Source organism: Alicyclobacillus fodiniaquatilis (genome assembly GCF_042678105.1).
GTDB lineage: Bacteria > Bacillota > Bacilli > Alicyclobacillales > Alicyclobacillaceae > Alicyclobacillus > Alicyclobacillus fodiniaquatilis.
Genome location: NZ_JBHUCX010000028.1, coordinates 284,816 through 305,371, shown reverse-complemented (window position 1 = coordinate 305,371; position 20,556 = coordinate 284,816). Strand labels below are relative to the sequence as shown.

The window sequence follows — 20,556 nt, the reverse complement described above, 5'->3', positions numbered from 1 at the left end:
ATACCGAACACGGACGTGAAGACCTCCAGCGCCGAGGATACTTGGAGGGAGACTTCCTGGGAAAGTAGGACGTTGCCAGGCGAGAGAGAAGAAAGCCCCCTGTGTGCCACGAGATGTGGTGGCAGGGGGCTTTTTGTGATTGGGGTGACCCTCGCGGCGATAGCAGCGGGATCGAACCGGGTTGTATCTTCCCAGTAGCACAGGTAATACAGACATTGGCGAGTGTTTGCCTTTGGTCTGTATTAAGTATCCACCGTCAATAATATAGCCTTTGTTGCGGTGGAGCGACCACGTTGTACTGTGAAAAATCAGTAACGTTCCGGGTGATTTGGGGGAACGAGTGCTGATTCACCAATACCCGATGGAGGCGGTTTACTGTGACTTGGGGATGGATATATTGCCTTACTTGAGGTGCATAAAAATCCCTTACACGCACGTTTGGTGGACACACAATTGGTCTTTGACAATGCATATATCTCGCCCCTCCTAACATAAAAATGACATTCGGTGCTTTTTAGTAAGCTTCCCCTGATGCAGCAGCTCCGTAACCAGCGCCTACCGCGGGAACGAACAGGAAGAACAGCACGAAGATGATCAGGAAGACAACAGCCCATTGAGTATATCCGCCAAATGCTCCGTACATGAAAGCACCCCCTCTCCCATTTATGGATGTAACATATGGGATCAAGAACAATCACGAGACGGCCCCTATCCCTAAGTCAAATGACCGTGTGTCAGAAATTCGCTTCATACTTCAGTGGCGCAGCTGCTGTGGAGGAAATGACTTGTCGACGATTTTAGGCTTGTGACTGCGGCAGGACGGGAAATCCATGCACTTGTTCTGAGACTGTTTGCTGATGATGAGCGCTTGGGTGCTGTAGGCCCACGGGAGGGAACACGTGTAGCAGCACATGTCAACGGGATTTTTTCACGCTGATCAGCGCCGAATCAAAATGGTGTTGAAAGCACGACATGGCGTTGTAAACGCGGTAATATAGACAAGATAAGAAATGAAAATCACGATTTCCCATGAGGGCGGCCAGTGAAAATTGGGGGAATGGCGCACAGTTGGACGGTACAATGATGAAATCGGTATCATGCAAAGTGTTGGACAACGCGAGTCCAGTAGATAAGATATGACGACCTTAGAATTTCTGACAATTGTAGGCGGGTGGGAACTATGAAACGGGTAACAGTATATGACATTGCAAAAGAAGCAAAGGTTTCAGTAACAACGGTCTCGCGTGTGTTGAATGGAACAGCGCCAGTAAAACATAGCACAAGGAAGAAAATAACTGAATTGATAGAGAAATATCAATTTCAGCCAAATGCGCTGGCGCGCAGTTTGACCAAAAAAGAGACAAAAATGATCGGGATCATCTTGCCAGACATTACGAATCCTTTTTTTCCGGAAGTGTTCACTGGTGTGGAAAATGCGCTGGCTGAAGCAGGATATACCTTTTTCTTGTGTACGACAGGGGGCAATGATGAACGAGAATCTGCCTATTTAGGTCTTTTGAGAGAAAAACAGGTTGATGGCATCATCTTCATGGGCGGGCGGATCAACAGTGTAGAATGCCCTCCCGTTTTGGCTGAAGAAGTGGTTAATCTGAGCAAGCATATCCCGATTGTATTGGTGAATGGGACTTTGCCTGGAAATCCGCTTCCGCGTGTCAAAACGGATGAGTATGTTGGCGCTGAAATGGTGACAGAGCATCTCATAGAACTAGGGCATCGAAAAATTGGTTTTATTGGCGGCATGGAAGAAACCACGACCACGGTTGAAAAAGTGGCGGCTTTTGAAAGCACACTGAAAAAACATGGGATATCACCGCGAAAGGATTGGATACGGTACGGCGATTTTTCAGTTGCATGTGGTAGAAAATTGATGTCAGGGTTGCTAAAAGAGCGCGATAGACCTACAGCGGTATTCTGTGTGAATGATTTTACATCGGTTGGCGCCATTAAGGCGGCGATTGAGGCGGGATTGTCCATTCCAGATGATGTCGCAATTGTCGGCTTTGACGATACCCCCTTGGCGTCTTCTATTATCCCGGAATTGACGACAGTCAGTCAGGAGAGCAATCGCTTAGGCGTCACGGCTTTTCACGTGTTGCAGCGATTGATCAACGGTGAGCAAGTAGAGGAGTTATCCGTTATCCAGCCACGTTTGCTGGTGCGTGAAAGCACTGTTAAGAAGTGATCAACCATCTGTCAATAAAGGCCCTCCAACCTGAATTTTGAAAAAATATATTGACAGTTTTCTTAGAACGTAGCTATATTATATATTGCAACCGATTTCATGAAACCCATTTCATGAAATGGGTTTCACATGGCGGACGAATTCGTCGTTGGGCACTTGTGAGATTTTGTGATGTAAAAGATGGTTGGTCAAAAGGAATTGCGGTTGCAAAGAGCATGCATGGCAAAACGAAATTTGATTAGGGGGAGCCAATGATGTTGCTAGCAAAACATGCAAAGTCGGCAAGTATCGCAGGTATCGCTGTACTAGGTCTATCAAGTCTATTGACCGGTTGTGGAAATGGGAATAGTGGGGGAAGCAGTGGAGGCAACAGCACGGATTCAAATCAGAAAATTCACTTGACGATGACGGTTTGGGGATCGGATGGAGATACAAAAACATATCAGCAGCGCGTAAATCTCTATACGAAATTGCACCCAAACGTCACCATCACAGTAAAGAACTTACCGTCTTATGATCAGAAAGTTGAAACCATGATTGCCGGTGGCGATTCGCCGGATATTATGGCCGTGTCGCAAGATGCCGTTGGGTTTGGCCAAAATGGTGCAATATTGGATTTGACGCCTTATATCAAAAAATCAGGTATGAATTTGAACTCCACTTATGAACCAGGATACCTTGGCGAATATCAATATCAGGGGAAACAGTATGGGTTGCCGGATCGCGGTGGATACATGATTGTCTATTACAACAAGGATATGTTTAAAAAGGCGGGGTTGCCACTGCCTACAAAAAATTGGACTTGGAGTCAATTTGAGAATGATGCAAAAAAATTGACGATACAGTCCGGCGGCAAGACGACTCAATGGGGATTTACGGGTGGTTCCTGGTGGCCGGTGTACGGCAGTTTCGTTCACGAAGCGGGTGGAGATATTGTCAATGCGCAAGGGAACAAATCTGACTTGACTTCCAGTGCCACAGAGCAAGGGTTGCAATGGTTTAACAATCTCACCTATCAATCACACGTTGCGCCGACAACCGTCCAATACGCGAATATGGGTTCCAGTGTAAGTGGAGATTCATTGTTCGAAAAAAATAAAGCGGCGATGTTGATTACAGGCTTTTGGGATATTGGCGCTTGCATACAGGCCAAAGACAACTTTGGTATTGCGCCGCTGCCGCTTGGGCCAAAGGGCGGTGGCATGGAGACAGTCGGTACGGGATTGGCTGTCGCTGCGCAATCCAAATATCCGGCTGTCGCTTTTGACGTGATTAAGTTTTTGGAAACCAAAGCTGGTCAAGCGCCGATTGTCACCAATGGCGAGGATGTGCCAGCAACCAAAGCGGGAATGAACCTTTGGATCAAGAGCCTGCCAAAGGGTGTAAGTTTTGACACGCTTCAAAACACGCAGAACGAGGTATTTTCACCGCACATTCCACCGCAATGGAATCAATTGCAGGATGGGCTCGGCAATGATTTGGCGCCATTCTTCAATGGAAAGCAGTCGTTGGCTGCGGTGGTTCAGAAGGCATCAAGCGACATTGACAATCTAATCAGCGGAAATTGATGAATTCCAATCACCAGGTGGAAGCGCTACACCTGGTGATTGCGGAAAGGAGCGTGCTGACATGCAGGTATTGAATTCCCGCCGCCGTGAGTCATTGGCATTCTTCGCATTTATTACACCGTGGCTGGTGGGGTTGATTGGGTTGACACTTGGACCCATCTTTGCATCTCTGTACTTGAGTTTTACAGATTGGAACTTGTTTCAACCGCCGCATTGGGTTGGTCTTGCCAATTACAAAACATTGTTGACCAAAACACCGCTGTTTTGGGAAGCGCTTTGGAACACAGCCTATTACGCCGTCATTTCTGTTCCATTAGGGATTTTGATCGCGCTGGTATTGGCGGTTCTGTTAAATCAGCGGGTCGTATTGCGGCGATGGTTTCGCACGGCCTTCTACCTACCAAGCACCATTCCTGTGGTTGCCGTTGTCATGCTGTGGAGTTGGTTGCTTGCACCTTCGGGCCTCTTCAATGAATTCCTGGGGCTGTTCGGCATTCATGGACCAGCTTGGCTCATTGACAATGCGTGGATCAAGCCTGGGTTGATTATCATGAGTCTCTGGGGGGCTGGCGGTGGCACCGTTTTGTTCTTGGCAGGGCTTCAGGGCATTCCAAGCTATCTATACGAGGCGGCAGAACTGGATGGTGCTCGCAGTTGGTCCAAATTTTGGCGCATTACACTGCCGCAATTGTCACCGATTATCTTGTTCAATCTGATCAATGGCATCATCGGCGCAATGCAGGTGTTTACGCAGGTGTACATCATTGGCGAGAACAACGCCAGCACGATGATGGTGCCGTATCTGTTTAAAGAGGCATTCCAGTATTACCAAATGGGGATGGCATCGGCGATTGCGTGGCTGCTGTTCATTATCATTATTGTGCTGACGTTGATCATCCTCAAATGGTCCAGTGTGTGGGTTTATTACGAAGGGGAAGTGCGTAAATGATGGTGCAGCATACAGTGAGTGAACACGTCCATATGCAGAAAAAAAGTCGTGTGACACCAGGGGCAGTCGTCGCTAAGGTGATTGTGTATATCATTCTCATCGTCGGCGCGGTGTTGATGATCGCGCCTCTTTTATGGATGATTGCAACCGCGCTGTCCAATGATCAATACGCAATGTCCTTTCCGCCGAAGTTTTTTCCGTCCAGTTTTCATTTTGGGAATTTCTTGAGGATATTTACGCACAACGATTTTGGTCTTTACCTGCGCAATACGCTTGTTATCACCATTCCGGCCATTGTCGGGCAAGTGCTTGCTTCATCGCTGGCGGCATTCGCATTTGCGCGTTTGCGCGCGCCGGGTAAAAATATATTGTTTATCATCCTGCTTTGTACGCTGATGATCCCCGGGGAAGTCACGATGATTCCGAATTTCATCATCTTTCGCTACTTCCATTGGTTGAATACGTTTTGGCCTTTGATTGTGCCCAATTTCTTCGGCAATGCGTTCAATATTTTCTTGATGCGCCAATTCTTTATGAGTGTCCCGCTGGAGTTGGATGAAGCGGCCAAATTGGATGGACTCGGTTATCTTGGCGTCTGGTGGCGCATCATCATTCCACTCTGTAAGCCCGCGTTGGTGACTGTGGCTGTTTTCACATTCACGGCCAATTGGGGCAACTTCATGGGGCCGTTGATTTATATCAACAATCAAAAACTGTTCCCGTTGGCGTTGGGCATTTATCAAATGACGCAGACGTCGAATGTCATGGAGCAGCCAAATTGGAATTTGATCATGGCGGGCGCGCTCGTTTTGACCATTCCGATGATCATCGTCTTCTTCTATGGACAGCGTCATATCTATGAAGGATCAAACATACTCGGTCGTCAATAAGCGCGTTGGCAGAGAAACTGCGGCGGTTTTTACAAAATAGCTGTTGACGGAGACGAAGTCTTCATTCACCCAAAGAGAGGTTATACATGATGAAACGCATCTCAGAGCATTACTTATTCGTCAGCTCCTTGTTCTATTTCCGGATACCAGAAACCGATTGGCTGGATAGGCTGCAGAAAGTGAAGGCAGCTGGTTATAACGCGATTGATGTGTATATTCCCTGGAACTTTCATGAACCGACGCGTGGCGACTACCGCTTTACAAATGGCGCGGATGTAGGGAAGTTTTTGGACATGGCGGGCGACGTCGGGCTCATGGTCATCGCACGGCCAGGCCCTTACATCTGTTCCGAATGGGATGGCGGCGCGCTTCCTTATTGGCTAAACACCGATACGAGCCTCAAGTTCCGCCAAAATGATGAACGTTGGTTGGCGGAGGTCGCTCGCTGGTATGACGTTGTGTTGCCCATTATACTGCCTCGACAAGCGACGAATGGCGGCAGCGTCATTGCCGTGCAAGTTGAAAATGAACTTGATTTCTATCCGTGTGCGGATCCGAAAGGGTACATTGAGTCACTTTACCATATGGCCCGGGCGCGCGGCGTGACGGTGCCCATTACCGCTTGCATTGGCCAAGGGGATATCCAAGGTGCAACAGGTGAGAGCGATCTCGTCATTCCAATGGTGAACATCTATCCCTCGTCACCTGACGATCCGGCGCTTGACGTCAAACTGGACGAATATGTGGCGTATGCAAAGGCGCACGGTTTCGTCCCGATGACAATGGAGACCAATCGCGACATTCTCACGCTCAGCCGTTTGGTCGGCACTGGGTTTATCGGGATTTCTCCATATCTGATGACATCAGGGGTGCATATGGGCCCTTGGAGCGCCATTAACAACTGGGGTGCTTTTCCTTCCTATTTAACGACAGACTATGATTTTGGCGGCATGATTTCAGCCGATGGCACATTGCGCGCTTCATTTTATGAGCAGCGTGTATTGACAAGCACAGTATTTGCACTGGAAGAGATTTTCCTGAAGGGGACTTCTGAATCGATTGAGCCGCTGTCTTTGGCGGATCGAGAAAATAAATTGACATATCGCCGCTTGACCTCTGATATGGGGAATGTCACGTTTGCGTTCAATCTGACAGATGAACAAGTCACGGAAGCGGTATCTGTAGAAGGGCTCAACGCGCAATTGATTGTACCGCCCAAGCATTACACAACTGCATTTTCAGATGTGCGTTGGACAGCGCCTACAGATAGTACCTACCATTTTTCGGCTACCAGCAATCTGTTCTATCGACATGCTTCTGGCCACCAGCTGGTGATGTTGGTTGCTGGGCATGCGGGGACGGGATTGTTGCGGGTGGATGCAGATGTTCCCTTATCCACTTCTGCTGGAGACGGAAAAGTGCAATGTGATGAAAGTGGTGTCACAGTTCAGTTCCAGCACGGTTGTGGGGCGACGCAACTGCAATTTAACGATGGAACAGAAATTACACTTATCACCCTTTCAATGCATGAGGCGGGTCACGCGTGGCTTGTCCCGGAAACGGGTTGGTTGATTGGACCAAGATATCTCCGCGATGCTGACAAGTTGGCGAAAGATACAAATGAGATGGTGCTAGATGTGGGGGACGAATCTGTGCGCTTTATCGCTTTGAGCGGGGCGATACGTGAAATTCCCGCTGACCATGTGCTGCCATCTCCTGGTTTGCCCCAAGTGGATTGGAGGGGTAAATCCGCCACGGTTCTGCAGGCGAACATGGACAAGCGCACCACGTCTGTGAACCCACCGAGCATGGAGCAGGCGGGGATCGGTTTTAAACGCGCCATTTACACAGCCACTGTAGAGGGACAGTTTGACGGATTACAGTGCAGCGGGGCTGCAGACATGATATGGGTTTATGCGAATGGCGTGTTTGAGGGTAGTTTTGCGCCCGGAGGACGCGGTTTCGACTGTATTTTTGCCCGTGCATATCAGGGGACGACAAAACTGGAACTAATTGTGGAGTCGTGGGGACATACCAATTTTCATGATGAAGGGGCGCCATCATTGCTGACTGGCGCGCAGAAGGGGATCACTGGCACAGTCACACAGCTTCCTGCAGGCGAGCCCATTTTCAATTGGGGGGTGGCGCCTGTGGAAATTGCGCTTTCTGCGCAAGGTGCGGGGGCGCACACCGTGCAATATCCGATTGCCTGTCAGGCAGGCGGCCATTTCCGTTTGAGCGGGACTTTGCCAATTGGCGCAGTAAAGCAGGGATTGTATCTGGTGGTGAGCGGAGAAAACGGCCGTGCGGATGTCCGGCTCAACGGGGAGGATATCGGTCGCATTTGGTTCGGTCCACACCTTGAACCGCGCATGGTCGGAGGCCGTGCGGACAGATTGTGGCTGCGCGATGATCTCCTGGCGGTGGATGAAACGGCCGAGATCGAAATCGATTTTTTCGCGACGGCGGATGGGTATCTCAGTCAACTGAGTGTTGAACAGGAAGATCAGTGGACAAAAGGCAATGTGACTGTGCAGGTTGCGCAATTGCAGGCATCGCGGATTTCCTGAAGCAGAAAGAGGGGGACGGTGTGCCACGACGTGTGAAATCAGCACAGATGACGATGGCTGTGCTGCTAGCTACGGGCTTGCTTTCCGGTTGCAGTGCGACGAAGCCGAAGTCTCAGCCAACAGCACAGCCACATGCGGGAACCGTGGTTGATGTCGATCCGGCCGTGCGTTACCAAACTTGGCAGGGCTGGGGGACTTCGTTGGCCTGGTTTGCCTATGTGCTTGGTGGCGCCCCGGACAAGATTCGCAACCACATCGCGGATTTGCTGTTTGATCCGACGAAGGGGCTCGGGCTGAACGTTGTTCGCTACAATATCGGCGGTGGCGAGAACCCGCAGTACAATTTTATGGATCCGCGGGCGCGCGTGCCAGGTTATGAACCTTCACCGGGCAAATTCGATTGGCAAGCGGACAAGACACAACGCTGGATGTTGCAGGCGGCAAAGGATAGAGGGGCGAACGTATTTGAGGCGTTTTCCAATTCGCCCCCTTATTGGATGACCAACAGCGGCAGCGTGACAGGGGCGAAGGATGGCGGTGACAATCTCAAGGCGTCGGATTATCAGGCATTTGCCGAGTATTTGGCAACGGTCGTCAAGCATTTTCAGACAGCTTGGCACATCGATTTTTCCACCGTTGAGCCGTTTAACGAACCGGTGTCAAACTGGTGGAAATTTGGCGGCACGCAAGAAGGCGCTCACTTTGACAATGCGTCACAGAGCAAGTTGATTCCGATGTTGACCACGGCGCTGCAGCAGCAAGGGTTGCATACGGGCATTGCCGCGCCGGACGATAACAGCGTCGATGAGACATTGGCTTCGTGGAACGCCTATCCGAGCGCCGTCCAACATGATGTGACACAAATCAATACGCATGGGTATAACGGCAGTGATCGACAAGGATTGAATGCAGCCGCCGCGAAGGCGGGGAAAAACCTGTGGATGAGTGAGTATGGTGATGGCGACAGTTCGGGGATGACCATGTCCACAGAAATCATCGCTGATGTGAAGCAGTTGAAACCAACGGCATGGGTATATTGGCAGGCGGTGGATGGCCCAGGGTGGGGCATGCTGCAAATGGACGTGAATCATCCTGGCCATGATCAGTTCAAAACCACAGAGAAGTATTATGTGATGGAGAACTACAGCAAGTTCATCCGGCCCAACTACCAATTCATTCAAATTGGATTGCCCAACGCGTTGGCAGCTTACAATCGCGCGCAACATACGCTGGTCATCGTGACCACCAACGCATCATCGGTCCAAAACACGTATGACTACAATTTGAAACAGTTTAGCAAGTTGGGCGCGTCGGTCAAAGTGTACCGCACATCTAAGGATGAACACCTGAAGCAGTTGGCGGCCATTCCCATTACGCAAAGCTCCTTCTCCGCGGTTGCGAAATCGAAGTCTGTGACGACGTATGTGCTTACCGGTGTAGAGGCCAAATGACGCTTACCGCGCATTTTTCATACGTAGGGCCAGGATGCGGTAGATGTCTACCTGTTCCTGTAATTTCATGCGGACCAAGCCGCTTGTGCCTGGCCCTACGAAGAACGCCGTATGGATGCCCTCGATGGCATAGGATTGGAATCCCCACTCGATTTTTTGTTTGCGCACAAATTGTTGATAAACCCCTTTTCCGACAAAACAGGTGAATTTAGGCTGGTAGCGAAGCAGCGTTTGTCTCAGCTGTTCGGCGCCTTTGCGGTATTCCGCTGTGGTCACGTCACTCGCGCGAGGCGTTGGGCGGGCAACCAGATTGGTGAAGCCATAATTGTATTCATCAAACAATAGACGGTTTTCGCTTGGCTGGAACAGGCGGTTCGTCAAGCCTGCTTCAGCCAGGATGCGGTAAAAGCGGTTATTCGGACCCGAATAGTTCCAACCTGTGCGCGCTGATGTCGGTGATGGATTAAAGCCGACGAACAGCAACGTCAGATGATCTTTGAGCAGTTCTGTTTTTATCATTGCACCATTCCTCTTCCTCTTGGCATGATGCTTGAGCGAGCTATAAGCGCATCCCGCCGCATTTGTTCCACACTTACATATCCTCTTAGTCTACGCAAAGACAATGATTTTGAAAATCGTCGCCGCACTTCTTCACACGATGCACATCTTGGGGAAAGCAAGGCGTTCATGTACGCTAGGGAGAGACCTGTGATATGGCTTTGACTATGACGGATGTGCTGCGACTGGCAGCGTGTGCGCCAAAGAAAGGCGGTTGGAATGCGTTGGACGATAGATTGATCTCGTACCTGTACTATTTCAATATCGAACAAGATTATTTTGAGTGCCACGAGTATGCTGAACATCTGTGGTTTGCGCTGCAGCGGCCTGTCGTGTTGAAGGGTTTGATTCAAGCCGCTGTCTGTCTATATCATCTGAACAACGGCAACGTCAGAGGGGGTTACAGCATGTGGCAGCGGGCAAAACGCTACATGGAAGCCGCTTGTCCGGTGTACCAGGGGATCGATCTCGCTAAACTCATCCGTGACATCGACGAAACCTACAGTCTTGTTCCGCAAGCTTGGTATACCAAACGTGTTTCTCCGCGGGAAATTGCGCAATTGCGCTTACCGACAGTGAAGATACAAATTGTCGACGAGGAGATTCTTGCGCTGCTGCCTAACTGGAAACCTACGCCACTGGAGAAGGATTGACCTTGTGTTTGACCGTGTTAGATTGCTCTTCCGCGCGATCTAACCAGAAACGGTTGTGAATTGCGCACCATTTTCTAAAAAGTTCATGGGTCATTTCAGGTGTCGGGATGGTAACATAGTGATGATGTCGAATCCGGCGCCGCGCAAATCAAAACCATCAAAGCTCCTGCTGATTTGAATGAATGACAAACTGCTCACTCTAGGAGGGGAAACATGCAACAGGCCATTACTTTGAATGTGGACGGATTGACTTTGCGTGGAATGGAACATATTCCAGATGGCGCAGAGCAAAAACCGATGCCAGCTGTCGTTCTCTTTCACGGCTATACGGGAACCAAACTGGAACCGCATCGGATTTTTCTCAAGATATCCCGCGCGCTTGAGGCAAGGGGGATTGCGTCGTTCCGCTTCGACTTTGCGGGCAGTGGCGAAAGTGACGGCAATTTTGAAGAGATGACGGCATCTGGTGAAATTCGTGACGCGAAAGCCATTTTGGCCATGGTGAAGGCCGACGCGCGCATTCAAACGGATGGTGTCTCCCTACTTGGATTGAGCATGGGTGGGTTTGTCGCGGGGATCACGGCAGGAGATCTGCCGGATGATGTGCATCGGCTTGTGCTGCTTGCTTCGGCAGGGAATTTCCGTGAAATTGTGCAGTTTCGCATGCAACAAACAGAGCTTGCGCCGGATCAGCTTTACTTTGATGAAAGTGGCAATTTGGTGGGACGCCAATTGTACGAAGATGTGCTCGGGATTGATGGGTTTGCGCGGGCAAAACCTTTTCAGGGTGACGTTTTGCTAATTCATGGCACAAATGACGAGGCCGTGCCGTATCAGGTGTCGCTTAAATACCGTGACGAGGTGTATGGGGAACGTGCTACGGTGCATCTCATTGAAGGGGCAGACCATACGTTTAACAGCCACGCATGGGAATCAGAGGTCATTGCGCGCGTTGTTGATTTTATGACATCCTAAATCAGAGGGCGCGCAGATGAACAGCCGTTTTTTGATCACAGTGTATAAACTGCTCCCCCGTCCGGTCATTGCAACCATCGTGCGGATGGTCAAACCGACCTATCCAATTGGTGTGGTGGCTGTGGTGTTTGATGAAGAAAAGCGGATTCTGTTTTTGCGGCACACTTATCACGAACCAGCATGGCGCTTGCCCGGCGGCTTGATGGAACGTGGTGAAGATCCTGCAGCGGTCGCAGTTCGGGAACTGATGGAGGAAGCAAATTGCCAAATTGAATCCCTTGGCGTGATTGACGCTTCGCACGAGGCGTATACGTTCGATGTGGTGGTCTTGGGACGGCTGGTGAAGGAAGGCCCGTTTGAAGAAAATGCAGAAATTTGCGACAAGGCGTGGCTTCGTTTTGATGAAATGCCGCCGCTTGCATCGCGGCATTTGGCGTTTATCGAACGGGCAAGGGCATTTCTTTGTTGGCGCGATGGCCAAGATGCAGAGCGCGAAGAATACCGTTAGACCGCCATGGGTGATGTGGGCCAGCATCAACAGAATCATGAAAAATACCAGTCAATTGAGGCATTGCGGATGGTGTGGCACCAAAGTACTGCATGATTTAGAGGAAAGAGATATGAAGAGATGAGGCGTGGAGAGATGGGACGTATTTTTGTATTGGGCGCGGGTGCGATGGCAGAATCGTTTATCAAAGGTGTACTGCATGATGAGGCCGTCGCCCCAAGTGACATTGTCGTGATGAATCGACAAAATCGCGCTAGATTGCAGGAATTGACGGATTTGTACGGGATAGGTCAAGCGCGGGCGATCTCTGACGCAGCGGACGCAGACGTCGTGATTTTGTCGGTCAAACCGTACGATATAGCAACTGCGCTGCAAGGAATGTTGCCCTATCTGAACGGTCAGTTGCTGATTTCATTTGCGGCGGGCATCCCCATCGACTTTATTGAGCAAGCCACGGAAAGGCGCGCGCAGGTGATTCGCGCGATGCCGAATTTGCCTGTGGCTGTCCTCGCTGGCGCCATCGCGATTTCTGCGAGCAAACAAGTCTCCGCGACCAGTGTCGAGCACGCAAAAGGGCTTTTGGCGCAACTTGGCGTGGTGGTTGAGCTGGAAGAGCAAATGATGGATGCTGCGACAGCTTTCTCTGGCAGTGGCCCGGGTTTTGTCAGCTATTTTTTGGAAGCGATGGAGCAGGCCGCAGTGCAGCTTGGGTTTTCTGCGCCGATGGCACGTGAATTGCTGATTCAAACTGTACTTGGCACCGCGAAGATATTGCAAGAGTGGCGATTGAGTCCGGCTGAATTGCGTGTGCGCGTGACGTCTCCGAATGGGACGACTCATGCTGGGCTGAACGTGCTGAACGAGCGGGGGATGCAAGACGCCATCGCTCAGGCGCTTATCCAAGCCGCCAACCGATCACAGGAGATGGGGCAGCAGTATACTGCTAAGGTGTAATAACTGCGGGAACGCGCACGTATTTGGCACGATCCAGCGGTTATGCGAAAATGATGATGGAGGTGTATACAAATGACGTTACATACCGAATGGGTACGCTATGGTGATGGAAATGTGCGATCAGGCTACTTGGCAAAACCAGAACGCGCACAAGACGGACAACCTGCAGTCATTGTTTTGCAAGAAATTTGGGGTGTTGACGCCCACATTCAAGAGGTGACCGAGCGGTTTGCCCAAGCTGGGTACGTGGCGCTTGCGCCGGATTTGTATGCAGAGAACGGCGCGCGTAAAGCAGGATTGCAAACAGATAGAGTTGACACAGTGAAGCGTTTTCTGGAAAGTGTGCCGCCGGGCGCGTGGCATGACAAGGATAAACGGGACGAAGTGATGGGCGAACTGCCTGAACCAGAGCAGACACATGTGCGAGAAACCTTTGGCATCCTCTTTGGCGGATTGAACCTGGATACGTATACAGCGCAATTGACCGATGCATCGAATTTCCTTCGACATGATTATGCAGCGACGAAGGGGCAGCCTATCGTTTCAATCGGTTTTTGTATGGGCGGTGGTTTGTCTGCGCGTCTGGCTGCAAATGATCCGGATTTGAAAGGGGCAGTCATTTTTTATGGACAAGCGCCTTCCGATGAGCAGATAAAACAGATTGTCTGCCCTGTTCGCGGCTTTTACGGTGAGCTGGACACTCGAATCACAGGTGAGGTGCCGGGCTTTGCCGAGAAGATGCAGCAAGCGGGCAAATCGTTCGCTTACCAGATCTATGATGGGGCACACCACGCGTTTTTTAACGATTCGCGAGCTGCATACAATCCGAAGGCAGCCCGTGCTGCTTTTGCCGAAGTACTCAGCTTCTTTGATGAAGTTACGAAGTAAACCAAAGCGTTTGACGTGAACTGCGCCTGACAGGCAAAAAGAGACCGGGCAGAGAAGCCCGGTCTGTCAATAAGGTTTTCTAAGAGGGTTAGCAGTTCCATTGCAGAAAGGAATTGGGGTGGTGTTGCCGATAAGCACCATGTCCACAAACTTCTGAATGAAAACTCGCTTAATGACTTCGATGACGTTGATAAATTCTCCTATCCACTTCGTTATGATGAATAGCGGATCATGAATGAGTGGATTTTTGCATTATTCTACACATCATCCTCTTTAATATCCGGCGTTTCCTCAGAATATGAATCATAGACTGGCAGATTCTCGATGAGATGTGTGAACATGCTGTTTTTGTGGACGTATGTTCGATAAGCGTCCAATGCCGCTTGTGTATATTGTGCTGCGTCTTCTTTAGGCTCTGGTGAACGCGCTATCAAATTGGCCAAACATTCGGCGGCTAGGGCGTGCAGAATGTGGTAATTTGTGTTGGCAGTCAATTCAAAGGCGTTTCGAGCGGCCTGGATTTTTTCGTGAATGTCATCTGTCATCTCGATGTAAAGAAGGTAGAGCTGGGTGAGGCTGTGTGGTTCATTGACAGCCCGAGCAGCTTCTAATCCTTTCAAGACAAAGTCTAGGGCAGTTTTGATATCATCGTTTTTTAGGGCAAACAGGCCGTGTAAACGATAAATATCAGCATTGCCTAGATGATCTGATTCATCCATACTCTTCATTGCTTCTTGAGCATATTGATACGCCTCATCTTGTTGTCCCAATAGTGAGCATGTTTCCGCCAAAGTGATAAGGATTCTGCTTTGGTCTCCTTTATCAAAGAAACCCCAGCGGCTGACGATGTCATATGAGGTCACAAGGGATTGTTTTGCTTCTTCAACTCTTCCCAGCCTCGTTTGAATGACACCTAACAACCCCAATGCTTTTCCTTGTTTGGGGAAATCATTCAAACGATGGAATGTATCGACGGATTGGGACGCGTACCATAAAGCAAGTACTTGTATGTCCAAATACGTATATGTATAACTCAGATTGTAGTAGAGCTTTCCTTTAAAGGGTTCAGTAAGCTCATCGGCTAGTGCTTCCGATTTGCGCAACCATGTCTCAGCTTCTTCAAATTTCATCTGTTGCAGAAGACAACTTCCAAGATAATAATACGTCTCTGCTTTTATCACGGCGCTTTGAACATGAAGAATAACAATTTTACATAATTTTTCTGCCTTTTCGAAGTTACGTGTGTAATAATAATGGTGACAGAGTTGCGAAGCGATTCTCTCGTGCGCAGGGTGCCACCGACCTTTGTGATTGAGCAGAATATCTAGTAGGTCATCCTGATTGTGTTCAGACACATCAAAGTCAGTCAATGTGTTGTTTTCTAAATGCTCTGCGTAGTGCTGCAAAACTGGGTCATTTAACCGTTCTGCCAGAACGCGCAGAATATCAGGTAGTGGGAGTTGCCGCCCGCTTTCAATAAGGCTGATCATGGATTGGCTCCCTACTCCATTTGCAAGATCGTTTTGTGATAAGTTGTATTTTTTGCGCTTTTCTCTAACACGGTGGCCAATAACCAGAGAGAGCAGCTCACGTTCAGCGCCTGTCATTTAGGAAAGCCCCCTAACTTCATGGTCCAGAAAGGATGTAGTAAAGATGAAAAAACGTCACTTGATTTTCGGAGCCATCTGGATAACTGCTGCTATACTCCTGGCGATTGGAGTTATGCCAGATTCAACACCGCCGTATCCAATGTCTCCAATGTAAATTTCAAAATTATATCGAGAAGCCACGAGCCGAGTGCTCGTGGTTTTTTATATACATTATACATTCGTGGACAACGAATATTTTATAGTGAAAGAATTGGTCATCATTCTATTTATATATCATAAAATAACGATCTCAAATTCAGAACCGTTCGACAAATGCGGCGATCTGGACTTGATTGCATAAAGTTGCCCTCCATTTCCATATGTATCCCTCGTCTGCTATGATATTGGCGACTACACAGTACAGGGACGCCAGGGGTGATATTCAATCGTGTCAGATCAAACAGCGCTTGAAAAATACCAGCAGTGGTGTGAACAGCCTCATCTGCCGGCAGATTTAAAGTCCGATTTGGAAGCCATTCAAGGTGACGAGAAAGCCATCGTTTCACGTTTTGGCACAGATTTAGACTTTGGCACGGGCGGCATGCGCGGTGTCATGGGCGCCGGATTGAACCGGATGAATATATATACGGTTCGACGCGCCAGTTTTGCACTTGCACAGCATGTTCTCGCCAAAGGTGCGGACAAAGCGAAACAAGGCGTGGTCATCGGTTATGACTGTCGCCATAATTCAGATATTTTCGCCCGAATTGCAGGCTGCGCGTTGGCCGCTGCGGGCGTGAAAGCGTATGTCTCGCCATTGTTGTGTCCAACGCCAGAATTGTCGTGGTGTGTGCGATACCTGCATGCTGCAGGAGGGATTATGATCACGGCAAGCCATAATCCGCCAGCGTACAACGGTTATAAGGTGTACAACCAGCATGGTGGACAAGTGCTTGAGGATGATGCGCACGATATCCACAGTCATATGTTGGCCATCAGCGATGTGTTTTCCGTTCCCACCGTGACCGTAGAAGAGGCGACTGCAAAGGGGCTTTACGAAACTGTTTCCACGACAGTGCGCGCTGCATATTTGGAAGCGGTGTTAGCGAATGTGAAGGATGGACGTGTTCAGGCGGCGGATCGCGAAAAACTGTATGTGGTGTATACGCCATTGCATGGCACGGGCTTGGTGCCGATTCGTGAAGCGCTTCATGCGGCAGGTTACGAGCATACGCAGGTGGTTCCTTCGCAGGCTGAGCCGGATGGGGATTTCTCCACCGTCAAGAGCCCGAATCCAGAGGAACCAGAGGCACTTGAGCTGGCCATTGCGCAGGCGAAAGCGACAGGCGCGGATCTGGTGATGGGGTCAGATCCGGATGCAGACCGCGTCGGGATTGCTGTTCGCGCTCAAAAAGACGAGTTCCGTCTATTGACGGGCAATCAAGTGGGCGCGCTGTTGGTTGACTACTTTGTCGGCAAACAGGCACAGGGTGAGCCAAGGCGCAATCCGATTGTTTTCAATACCGTTGTCACCTCTGATTTTGGCGCTGCAATTGCCCAGCAGGCAGGTGTCGCCGTGGAAAGTACGCTGACTGGCTTCAAATACATCGGTGATCGGATCACGGCGTATGAAGCATCTGGCGAACACGAATTGCTGGTCGGCTATGAAGAGAGCTACGGGTATTTGGTCTCACCGATTGTGCGCGACAAAGACGCCGTGCAATCATGCTTGGCGATTGCTGAGATGGCGGCTTACCACAAGGCGTCTGGACGAACGCTGGTGGACAGGCTTGAGGAATTGTATCAACAGTACGGCTATTACGGAGAAAAACTGGTGAGCGTTGCGTTGAGTGGGGAGGATGGCCCAGCGCGCATGCAGCAGGCGCTGGAGAGTTTGCGCAAAGAGCCGCTGACCGTCAGTGGATTTCATTTGGCGTACACGGAAGATTACTTGACCCGGGAACGCCATTTTGTCGATAAGACAAAACCGGATGAGGCGCTGACATTGCCTAAGTCAGATGTGCAGAAGTTCGTTTACCAAGGCGGACATTGGGTCGCCATTCGGCCATCCGGCACAGAACCGAAAATGAAAGTGTATGTCGCGGTGCGGGGAAAGAGTCACGATGAATGCGACGCATTGCTCAAGCGCCTAGAGGATGGCTTGGCGTCGCGTGTTCACGTGTAAAATGGCTTTTGCAAAGGTCCTTCTTGTTTGATGGGAGGGCCTTTGTGGTCGTTTTCAGGCGGGCTCGCGCCAAGCTCTCTCTTCTTGGGGGATTTTATATGAAGGCACCCTTTAAACGCAAGGGTGCCTTTTTACATGTGCTGTCACGGTGTATGCGTGGTGGTTTTTGGCCTTGTCGTGTCGTCTAGATGTTTCACGTCTTCTCATTCTGGCCACACTGCCATTAAGGTACAGGATTTGGCGTATGCGCAAATGGGAGGGACGGGCCGTGAATCAGTCACAGGATAGAGGTTTCCATCTTTCGATCTCGGTGGTTGCCATTTTTGTCACCATGGTCTCTGTGTTATCTATTATTAATCAGTGTGGTCCTGCGATGAGCAAGGTGGAGGAACAGGTAGATGGCGTCTGGCGTTCGCTTGCGTCCCACGCCACCCACTTGTCTGGCATCGCCCGATCCGTCGTCCACGACGGCAGCCGCGTTCCAGCAACACTTGCAGCCGCGATGCCACATAAGGTGGTGTCGGCATCTGGCAATAAGGCGCTCGCGAATATCCATGTGGTGGCTGTAGGCAGTGATACTACGGCAAAACAAGTCCAGCACGTCGAGCAGTTGATCCAGCGCGTTGGCGTGCTTTCCATCGTTTCGCACACAGTCGGCATGTCTTTGCAAAAGCCGGTGACCATCGAGATCGCCGATGATGAAAGCGATTATCAGGCTGCATTGCAAAAACTGGCGATGACCAAGCAAAGCGCGGCGAATTTGGCAGAAGACACAGGTGGGTTTACGCAGAACAGCACCATCGTCATCCCCATGAATCAGAATCAAAGCGAGGGGGACTTGGCAAATACACTCACGCATGAAATGACTCATGTTGTTTTCAATCAGAATATCGGTACATTGCCAAGTTGGCTCAATGAGGGAATTGCCGTGTTTGATGGCATGCAAGGGCAAAAGCAGGTTGAAAGCGCGGTGACCTTCGCGGGGGACGAACGGCAATTGGCCGAGACGATCCTCGATGTCGCCCAAAAACATCAATTACAGCCCTTGTTTGCCGACGAACAGGTGATTTTAGACGGAAAGACCAGTTATGATTACGAATTGCAGGACTGGCTGGCTGTCAGTGATTTGGTGTCACAGCATGGCTTGACGGCCATTCAGGATGATTTGCAGATGATGCAGCAGCATGTGAATGAATCGACTGCGTTTATACGCGCATTTGGCCAGCCGGAATCGACGTTTAACGCATCACTGACTGCTTTGCTGAACAAGGCGTCTACAACCAAAAATCAAGGTGTGCAATTGCAATGCAACGTGACGCAAGATTTTACTGGTGAGCTTGAAATTTTGCCGCAGGGCACGACAAACTGGCAGGGACTTGATGTGTCCGACGGCCAGTACAGCATCGATGTGCAAGCGGATGGAAAACTGTCTGGTCAATTCAAGACATTGCCAGTCGTGAAGGATAACAATGGGGCGGATGCCCGTACACTTTACATCTCCTTGTTGCCGAAGCAACCTGAGACTTACCAGGGGAAAAAGGTCATCAACAGCGGCTTTGCATTTGATGTGCACGATGGATTGTATGCCTTCGAAAACGCTTGGGTGAGCTTAAAGGATGGGCAAACGATATATACGTCCACACCCAGTCTATTTGGGGTGTCCATCACTGGCGTGCGTGAAGCAGCCACGGGAAATGCCTTGTTGCCGCTGTTTGCGGCGCAAGAAAAAGTGTCGAATTAAGGCGTGAGCTTGTCCAAATTGCGCGTCCTCTGTATGATGAGAAGCATACATTCGGAACTTGGAGGTAGGCATCTTTGTCTACACAGTTGTTGGCGAAAGATAGAGTCGACGTGCTTGGTGTTCGTTTTCACCGGGTCACGATGAATGAAGCGATTGAGAAGATCCTCTACTGGGTGACGGATAAAAATCACCATATGATAGTGACAGCTGGTCCAGAGTTTGTCATGCAATGTCAGGTGAATCCAAAATTGTGTCAATTGGTGAACTCTGCTGATTTGGTGACAGCTGATGGCATCGGGGTCGTTTGGGCAGCCGCCCGCAATGGGCGTCCCGTGCCAGAAAGGCTCACTGGCGTGGAATTGGTGTTGGCTGTGCTGGCAGAAGCGCAACAGCGGCGGCAGGAACTGCGCGTATTTCTGTTGGGTGCGACAGAAGTGTCGCTGCAGGCCTGCATGAAACAACTGCGAGGGGACTTTCCCGAGTTGACCTTTGCTGGGCGCAATGGGTATTTCAATGAGGCGCAGTTGGACGAAGTGCTGGCAGAGGTACAAGCATTTCAACCCGATCTCTTTTTAGTGGGTATGGGACAGCCGCGTCAGGAGATGTTTATTCAGACCGTATTGGGGCGTCTGTCCCCCTGTGTCGCCGTTGGTATTGGCGGTTCTATTGATGTTTGGGGAGGAACTGTTCCCCGGGCGCCGCGCATTTTCCAACGGATGAATGTGGAGTGGTTGTACCGGCTCGTTTCGCAACCGAGTCGTTGGCGGCGACAGTTGGCATTGCCCCGTTTTGCCATGCAGGTGATGAGACAAAAAACGGCAGGTATAGAAGGACAGAGCGATTAAATCCTCGTTGGCCAGAGGATATCACACGG

At 50.1% G+C, this 20,556-nt stretch carries 17 protein-coding genes and 1 rRNA gene; 15 read left to right on the top strand and 3 right to left on the bottom strand.

Features of this window, described 5'->3' with window-relative positions:
* Positions 1-81, top strand: a 5S ribosomal RNA gene (rrf, locus tag ACFSB2_RS26805); the annotation flags it as partial.
* Positions 82-514: 433 nt separating this feature from the next.
* On the opposite strand, the gene ACFSB2_RS12435 is transcribed toward rrf, so the two are convergent.
* Positions 515-643: a hypothetical protein gene (locus ACFSB2_RS12435; RefSeq protein ID WP_377943371.1), complete on the bottom strand. Its 129-nt coding sequence runs from the start codon at positions 641-643 to the stop codon at positions 515-517.
* Positions 644-1,180: 537 nt separating this feature from the next.
* Between ACFSB2_RS12435 and ACFSB2_RS12430 the strand changes: the two genes are divergently transcribed.
* The 6 genes from ACFSB2_RS12430 (at position 1,181) to ACFSB2_RS12405 (ending at position 9,631) form a co-directional block, all read left to right on the top strand.
* On the top strand, positions 1,181-2,203 hold the full coding sequence (locus ACFSB2_RS12430) for a LacI family DNA-binding transcriptional regulator (protein ID WP_377943370.1): 1,023 nt from the start codon (positions 1,181-1,183) through the stop codon (positions 2,201-2,203).
* A gap of 254 nt (positions 2,204-2,457) precedes the next feature.
* Positions 2,458-3,771: an ABC transporter substrate-binding protein gene (locus ACFSB2_RS12425; RefSeq protein ID WP_377943369.1), complete on the top strand. Its 1,314-nt coding sequence runs from the start codon at positions 2,458-2,460 to the stop codon at positions 3,769-3,771.
* A gap of 61 nt (positions 3,772-3,832) precedes the next feature.
* Complete coding sequence (locus tag ACFSB2_RS12420) at positions 3,833-4,720, top strand: carbohydrate ABC transporter permease (RefSeq protein ID WP_377943368.1); 888 nt, start codon at positions 3,833-3,835, stop codon at positions 4,718-4,720.
* Complete coding sequence (locus tag ACFSB2_RS12415; protein ID WP_377943366.1) at positions 4,717-5,610, top strand: carbohydrate ABC transporter permease; 894 nt, start codon at positions 4,717-4,719, stop codon at positions 5,608-5,610. Before ACFSB2_RS12420 ends, ACFSB2_RS12415 begins: the two co-directional genes overlap by 4 nt.
* A gap of 86 nt (positions 5,611-5,696) precedes the next feature.
* Positions 5,697-8,180 carry a beta-galactosidase gene (locus tag ACFSB2_RS12410; RefSeq protein ID WP_377943365.1) on the top strand — a complete coding sequence of 828 codons (2,484 nt, stop codon included), beginning with the start codon at positions 5,697-5,699 and terminating at the stop codon, positions 8,178-8,180.
* 20 nt (positions 8,181-8,200) lie between these two features.
* Positions 8,201-9,631 carry a glycoside hydrolase family 30 protein gene (locus ACFSB2_RS12405; protein ID WP_377943364.1) on the top strand — a complete coding sequence of 477 codons (1,431 nt, stop codon included), beginning with the start codon at positions 8,201-8,203 and terminating at the stop codon, positions 9,629-9,631.
* 3 nt (positions 9,632-9,634) lie between these two features.
* Here ACFSB2_RS12405 and ACFSB2_RS12400 read toward each other — a convergent pair whose 3' ends face one another.
* The gene (locus tag ACFSB2_RS12400; RefSeq protein WP_377943363.1) at positions 9,635-10,150 is read right to left on the bottom strand and encodes a mismatch-specific DNA-glycosylase; all 516 of its coding nucleotides are present in this window, start codon (positions 10,148-10,150) and stop codon (positions 9,635-9,637) included.
* A 194-nt stretch (positions 10,151-10,344) separates the two neighbouring features.
* Between ACFSB2_RS12400 and ACFSB2_RS12395 the strand changes: the two genes are divergently transcribed.
* From ACFSB2_RS12395 to ACFSB2_RS12375, 5 genes are all read left to right on the top strand, one after another.
* Positions 10,345-10,842 carry a DUF309 domain-containing protein gene (locus ACFSB2_RS12395; protein ID WP_377943362.1) on the top strand — a complete coding sequence of 166 codons (498 nt, stop codon included), beginning with the start codon at positions 10,345-10,347 and terminating at the stop codon, positions 10,840-10,842.
* 213 nt (positions 10,843-11,055) lie between these two features.
* Positions 11,056-11,817 (top strand): alpha/beta hydrolase family protein, encoded by a 762-nt coding sequence (locus ACFSB2_RS12390; protein ID WP_377943361.1) that lies wholly within the window; start codon positions 11,056-11,058, stop codon positions 11,815-11,817.
* A 16-nt stretch (positions 11,818-11,833) separates the two neighbouring features.
* Complete coding sequence (locus ACFSB2_RS12385) at positions 11,834-12,325, top strand: NUDIX hydrolase (protein WP_377943360.1); 492 nt, start codon at positions 11,834-11,836, stop codon at positions 12,323-12,325.
* 135 nt (positions 12,326-12,460) lie between these two features.
* Positions 12,461-13,279, top strand: a complete 819-nt coding sequence (proC, locus tag ACFSB2_RS12380; protein ID WP_377943359.1) for a pyrroline-5-carboxylate reductase — start codon at positions 12,461-12,463, stop codon at positions 13,277-13,279.
* A gap of 72 nt (positions 13,280-13,351) precedes the next feature.
* The gene (locus ACFSB2_RS12375) at positions 13,352-14,167 is read left to right on the top strand and encodes a dienelactone hydrolase family protein (RefSeq protein ID WP_377943358.1); all 816 of its coding nucleotides are present in this window, start codon (positions 13,352-13,354) and stop codon (positions 14,165-14,167) included.
* A 257-nt stretch (positions 14,168-14,424) separates the two neighbouring features.
* On the opposite strand, the gene ACFSB2_RS12370 is transcribed toward ACFSB2_RS12375, so the two are convergent.
* Positions 14,425-15,774 (bottom strand): helix-turn-helix domain-containing protein, encoded by a 1,350-nt coding sequence (locus ACFSB2_RS12370; RefSeq protein ID WP_377943356.1) that lies wholly within the window; start codon positions 15,772-15,774, stop codon positions 14,425-14,427.
* A 430-nt stretch (positions 15,775-16,204) separates the two neighbouring features.
* Between ACFSB2_RS12370 and ACFSB2_RS12365 the strand changes: the two genes are divergently transcribed.
* From ACFSB2_RS12365 to ACFSB2_RS12355, 3 genes are all read left to right on the top strand, one after another.
* On the top strand, positions 16,205-17,941 hold the full coding sequence (locus ACFSB2_RS12365) for a phospho-sugar mutase (RefSeq protein WP_377943355.1): 1,737 nt from the start codon (positions 16,205-16,207) through the stop codon (positions 17,939-17,941).
* A 268-nt stretch (positions 17,942-18,209) separates the two neighbouring features.
* Positions 18,210-19,682, top strand: coding sequence for a gluzincin family metallopeptidase (locus ACFSB2_RS12360; RefSeq protein WP_377943354.1), 1,473 nt, complete (start codon positions 18,210-18,212; stop codon positions 19,680-19,682).
* A 74-nt stretch (positions 19,683-19,756) separates the two neighbouring features.
* Positions 19,757-20,527, top strand: coding sequence for a WecB/TagA/CpsF family glycosyltransferase (locus tag ACFSB2_RS12355; protein ID WP_377943353.1), 771 nt, complete (start codon positions 19,757-19,759; stop codon positions 20,525-20,527).
* Positions 20,528-20,556 lie beyond the last annotated feature (29 nt).

What these genes read in the sequence shown, in the direction of transcription:
- ACFSB2_RS12435 (WP_377943371.1), bottom strand. Translation starts at nt 643, where the DNA reads ATGTACGGAGCATTTGGCGGATATACTCAATGGGCTGTTGTCTTCCTG.
- ACFSB2_RS12430 (WP_377943370.1), top strand. Translation starts at nt 1,181, where the DNA reads ATGAAACGGGTAACAGTATATGACATTGCAAAAGAAGCAAAGGTTTCA.
- ACFSB2_RS12425 (WP_377943369.1), top strand. Translation starts at nt 2,458, where the DNA reads ATGTTGCTAGCAAAACATGCAAAGTCGGCAAGTATCGCAGGTATCGCT.
- ACFSB2_RS12420 (WP_377943368.1), top strand. Translation starts at nt 3,833, where the DNA reads ATGCAGGTATTGAATTCCCGCCGCCGTGAGTCATTGGCATTCTTCGCA.
- ACFSB2_RS12415 (WP_377943366.1), top strand. Translation starts at nt 4,717, where the DNA reads ATGATGGTGCAGCATACAGTGAGTGAACACGTCCATATGCAGAAAAAA.
- ACFSB2_RS12410 (WP_377943365.1), top strand. Translation starts at nt 5,697, where the DNA reads ATGATGAAACGCATCTCAGAGCATTACTTATTCGTCAGCTCCTTGTTC.
- ACFSB2_RS12400 (WP_377943363.1), bottom strand. Translation starts at nt 10,150, where the DNA reads ATGATAAAAACAGAACTGCTCAAAGATCATCTGACGTTGCTGTTCGTC.
- ACFSB2_RS12395 (WP_377943362.1), top strand. Translation starts at nt 10,345, where the DNA reads ATGGCTTTGACTATGACGGATGTGCTGCGACTGGCAGCGTGTGCGCCA.
- ACFSB2_RS12390 (WP_377943361.1), top strand. Translation starts at nt 11,056, where the DNA reads ATGCAACAGGCCATTACTTTGAATGTGGACGGATTGACTTTGCGTGGA.
- ACFSB2_RS12385 (WP_377943360.1), top strand. Translation starts at nt 11,834, where the DNA reads ATGAACAGCCGTTTTTTGATCACAGTGTATAAACTGCTCCCCCGTCCG.
- proC (WP_377943359.1), top strand. Translation starts at nt 12,461, where the DNA reads ATGGGACGTATTTTTGTATTGGGCGCGGGTGCGATGGCAGAATCGTTT.
- ACFSB2_RS12375 (WP_377943358.1), top strand. Translation starts at nt 13,352, where the DNA reads ATGACGTTACATACCGAATGGGTACGCTATGGTGATGGAAATGTGCGA.
- ACFSB2_RS12370 (WP_377943356.1), bottom strand. Translation starts at nt 15,774, where the DNA reads ATGACAGGCGCTGAACGTGAGCTGCTCTCTCTGGTTATTGGCCACCGT.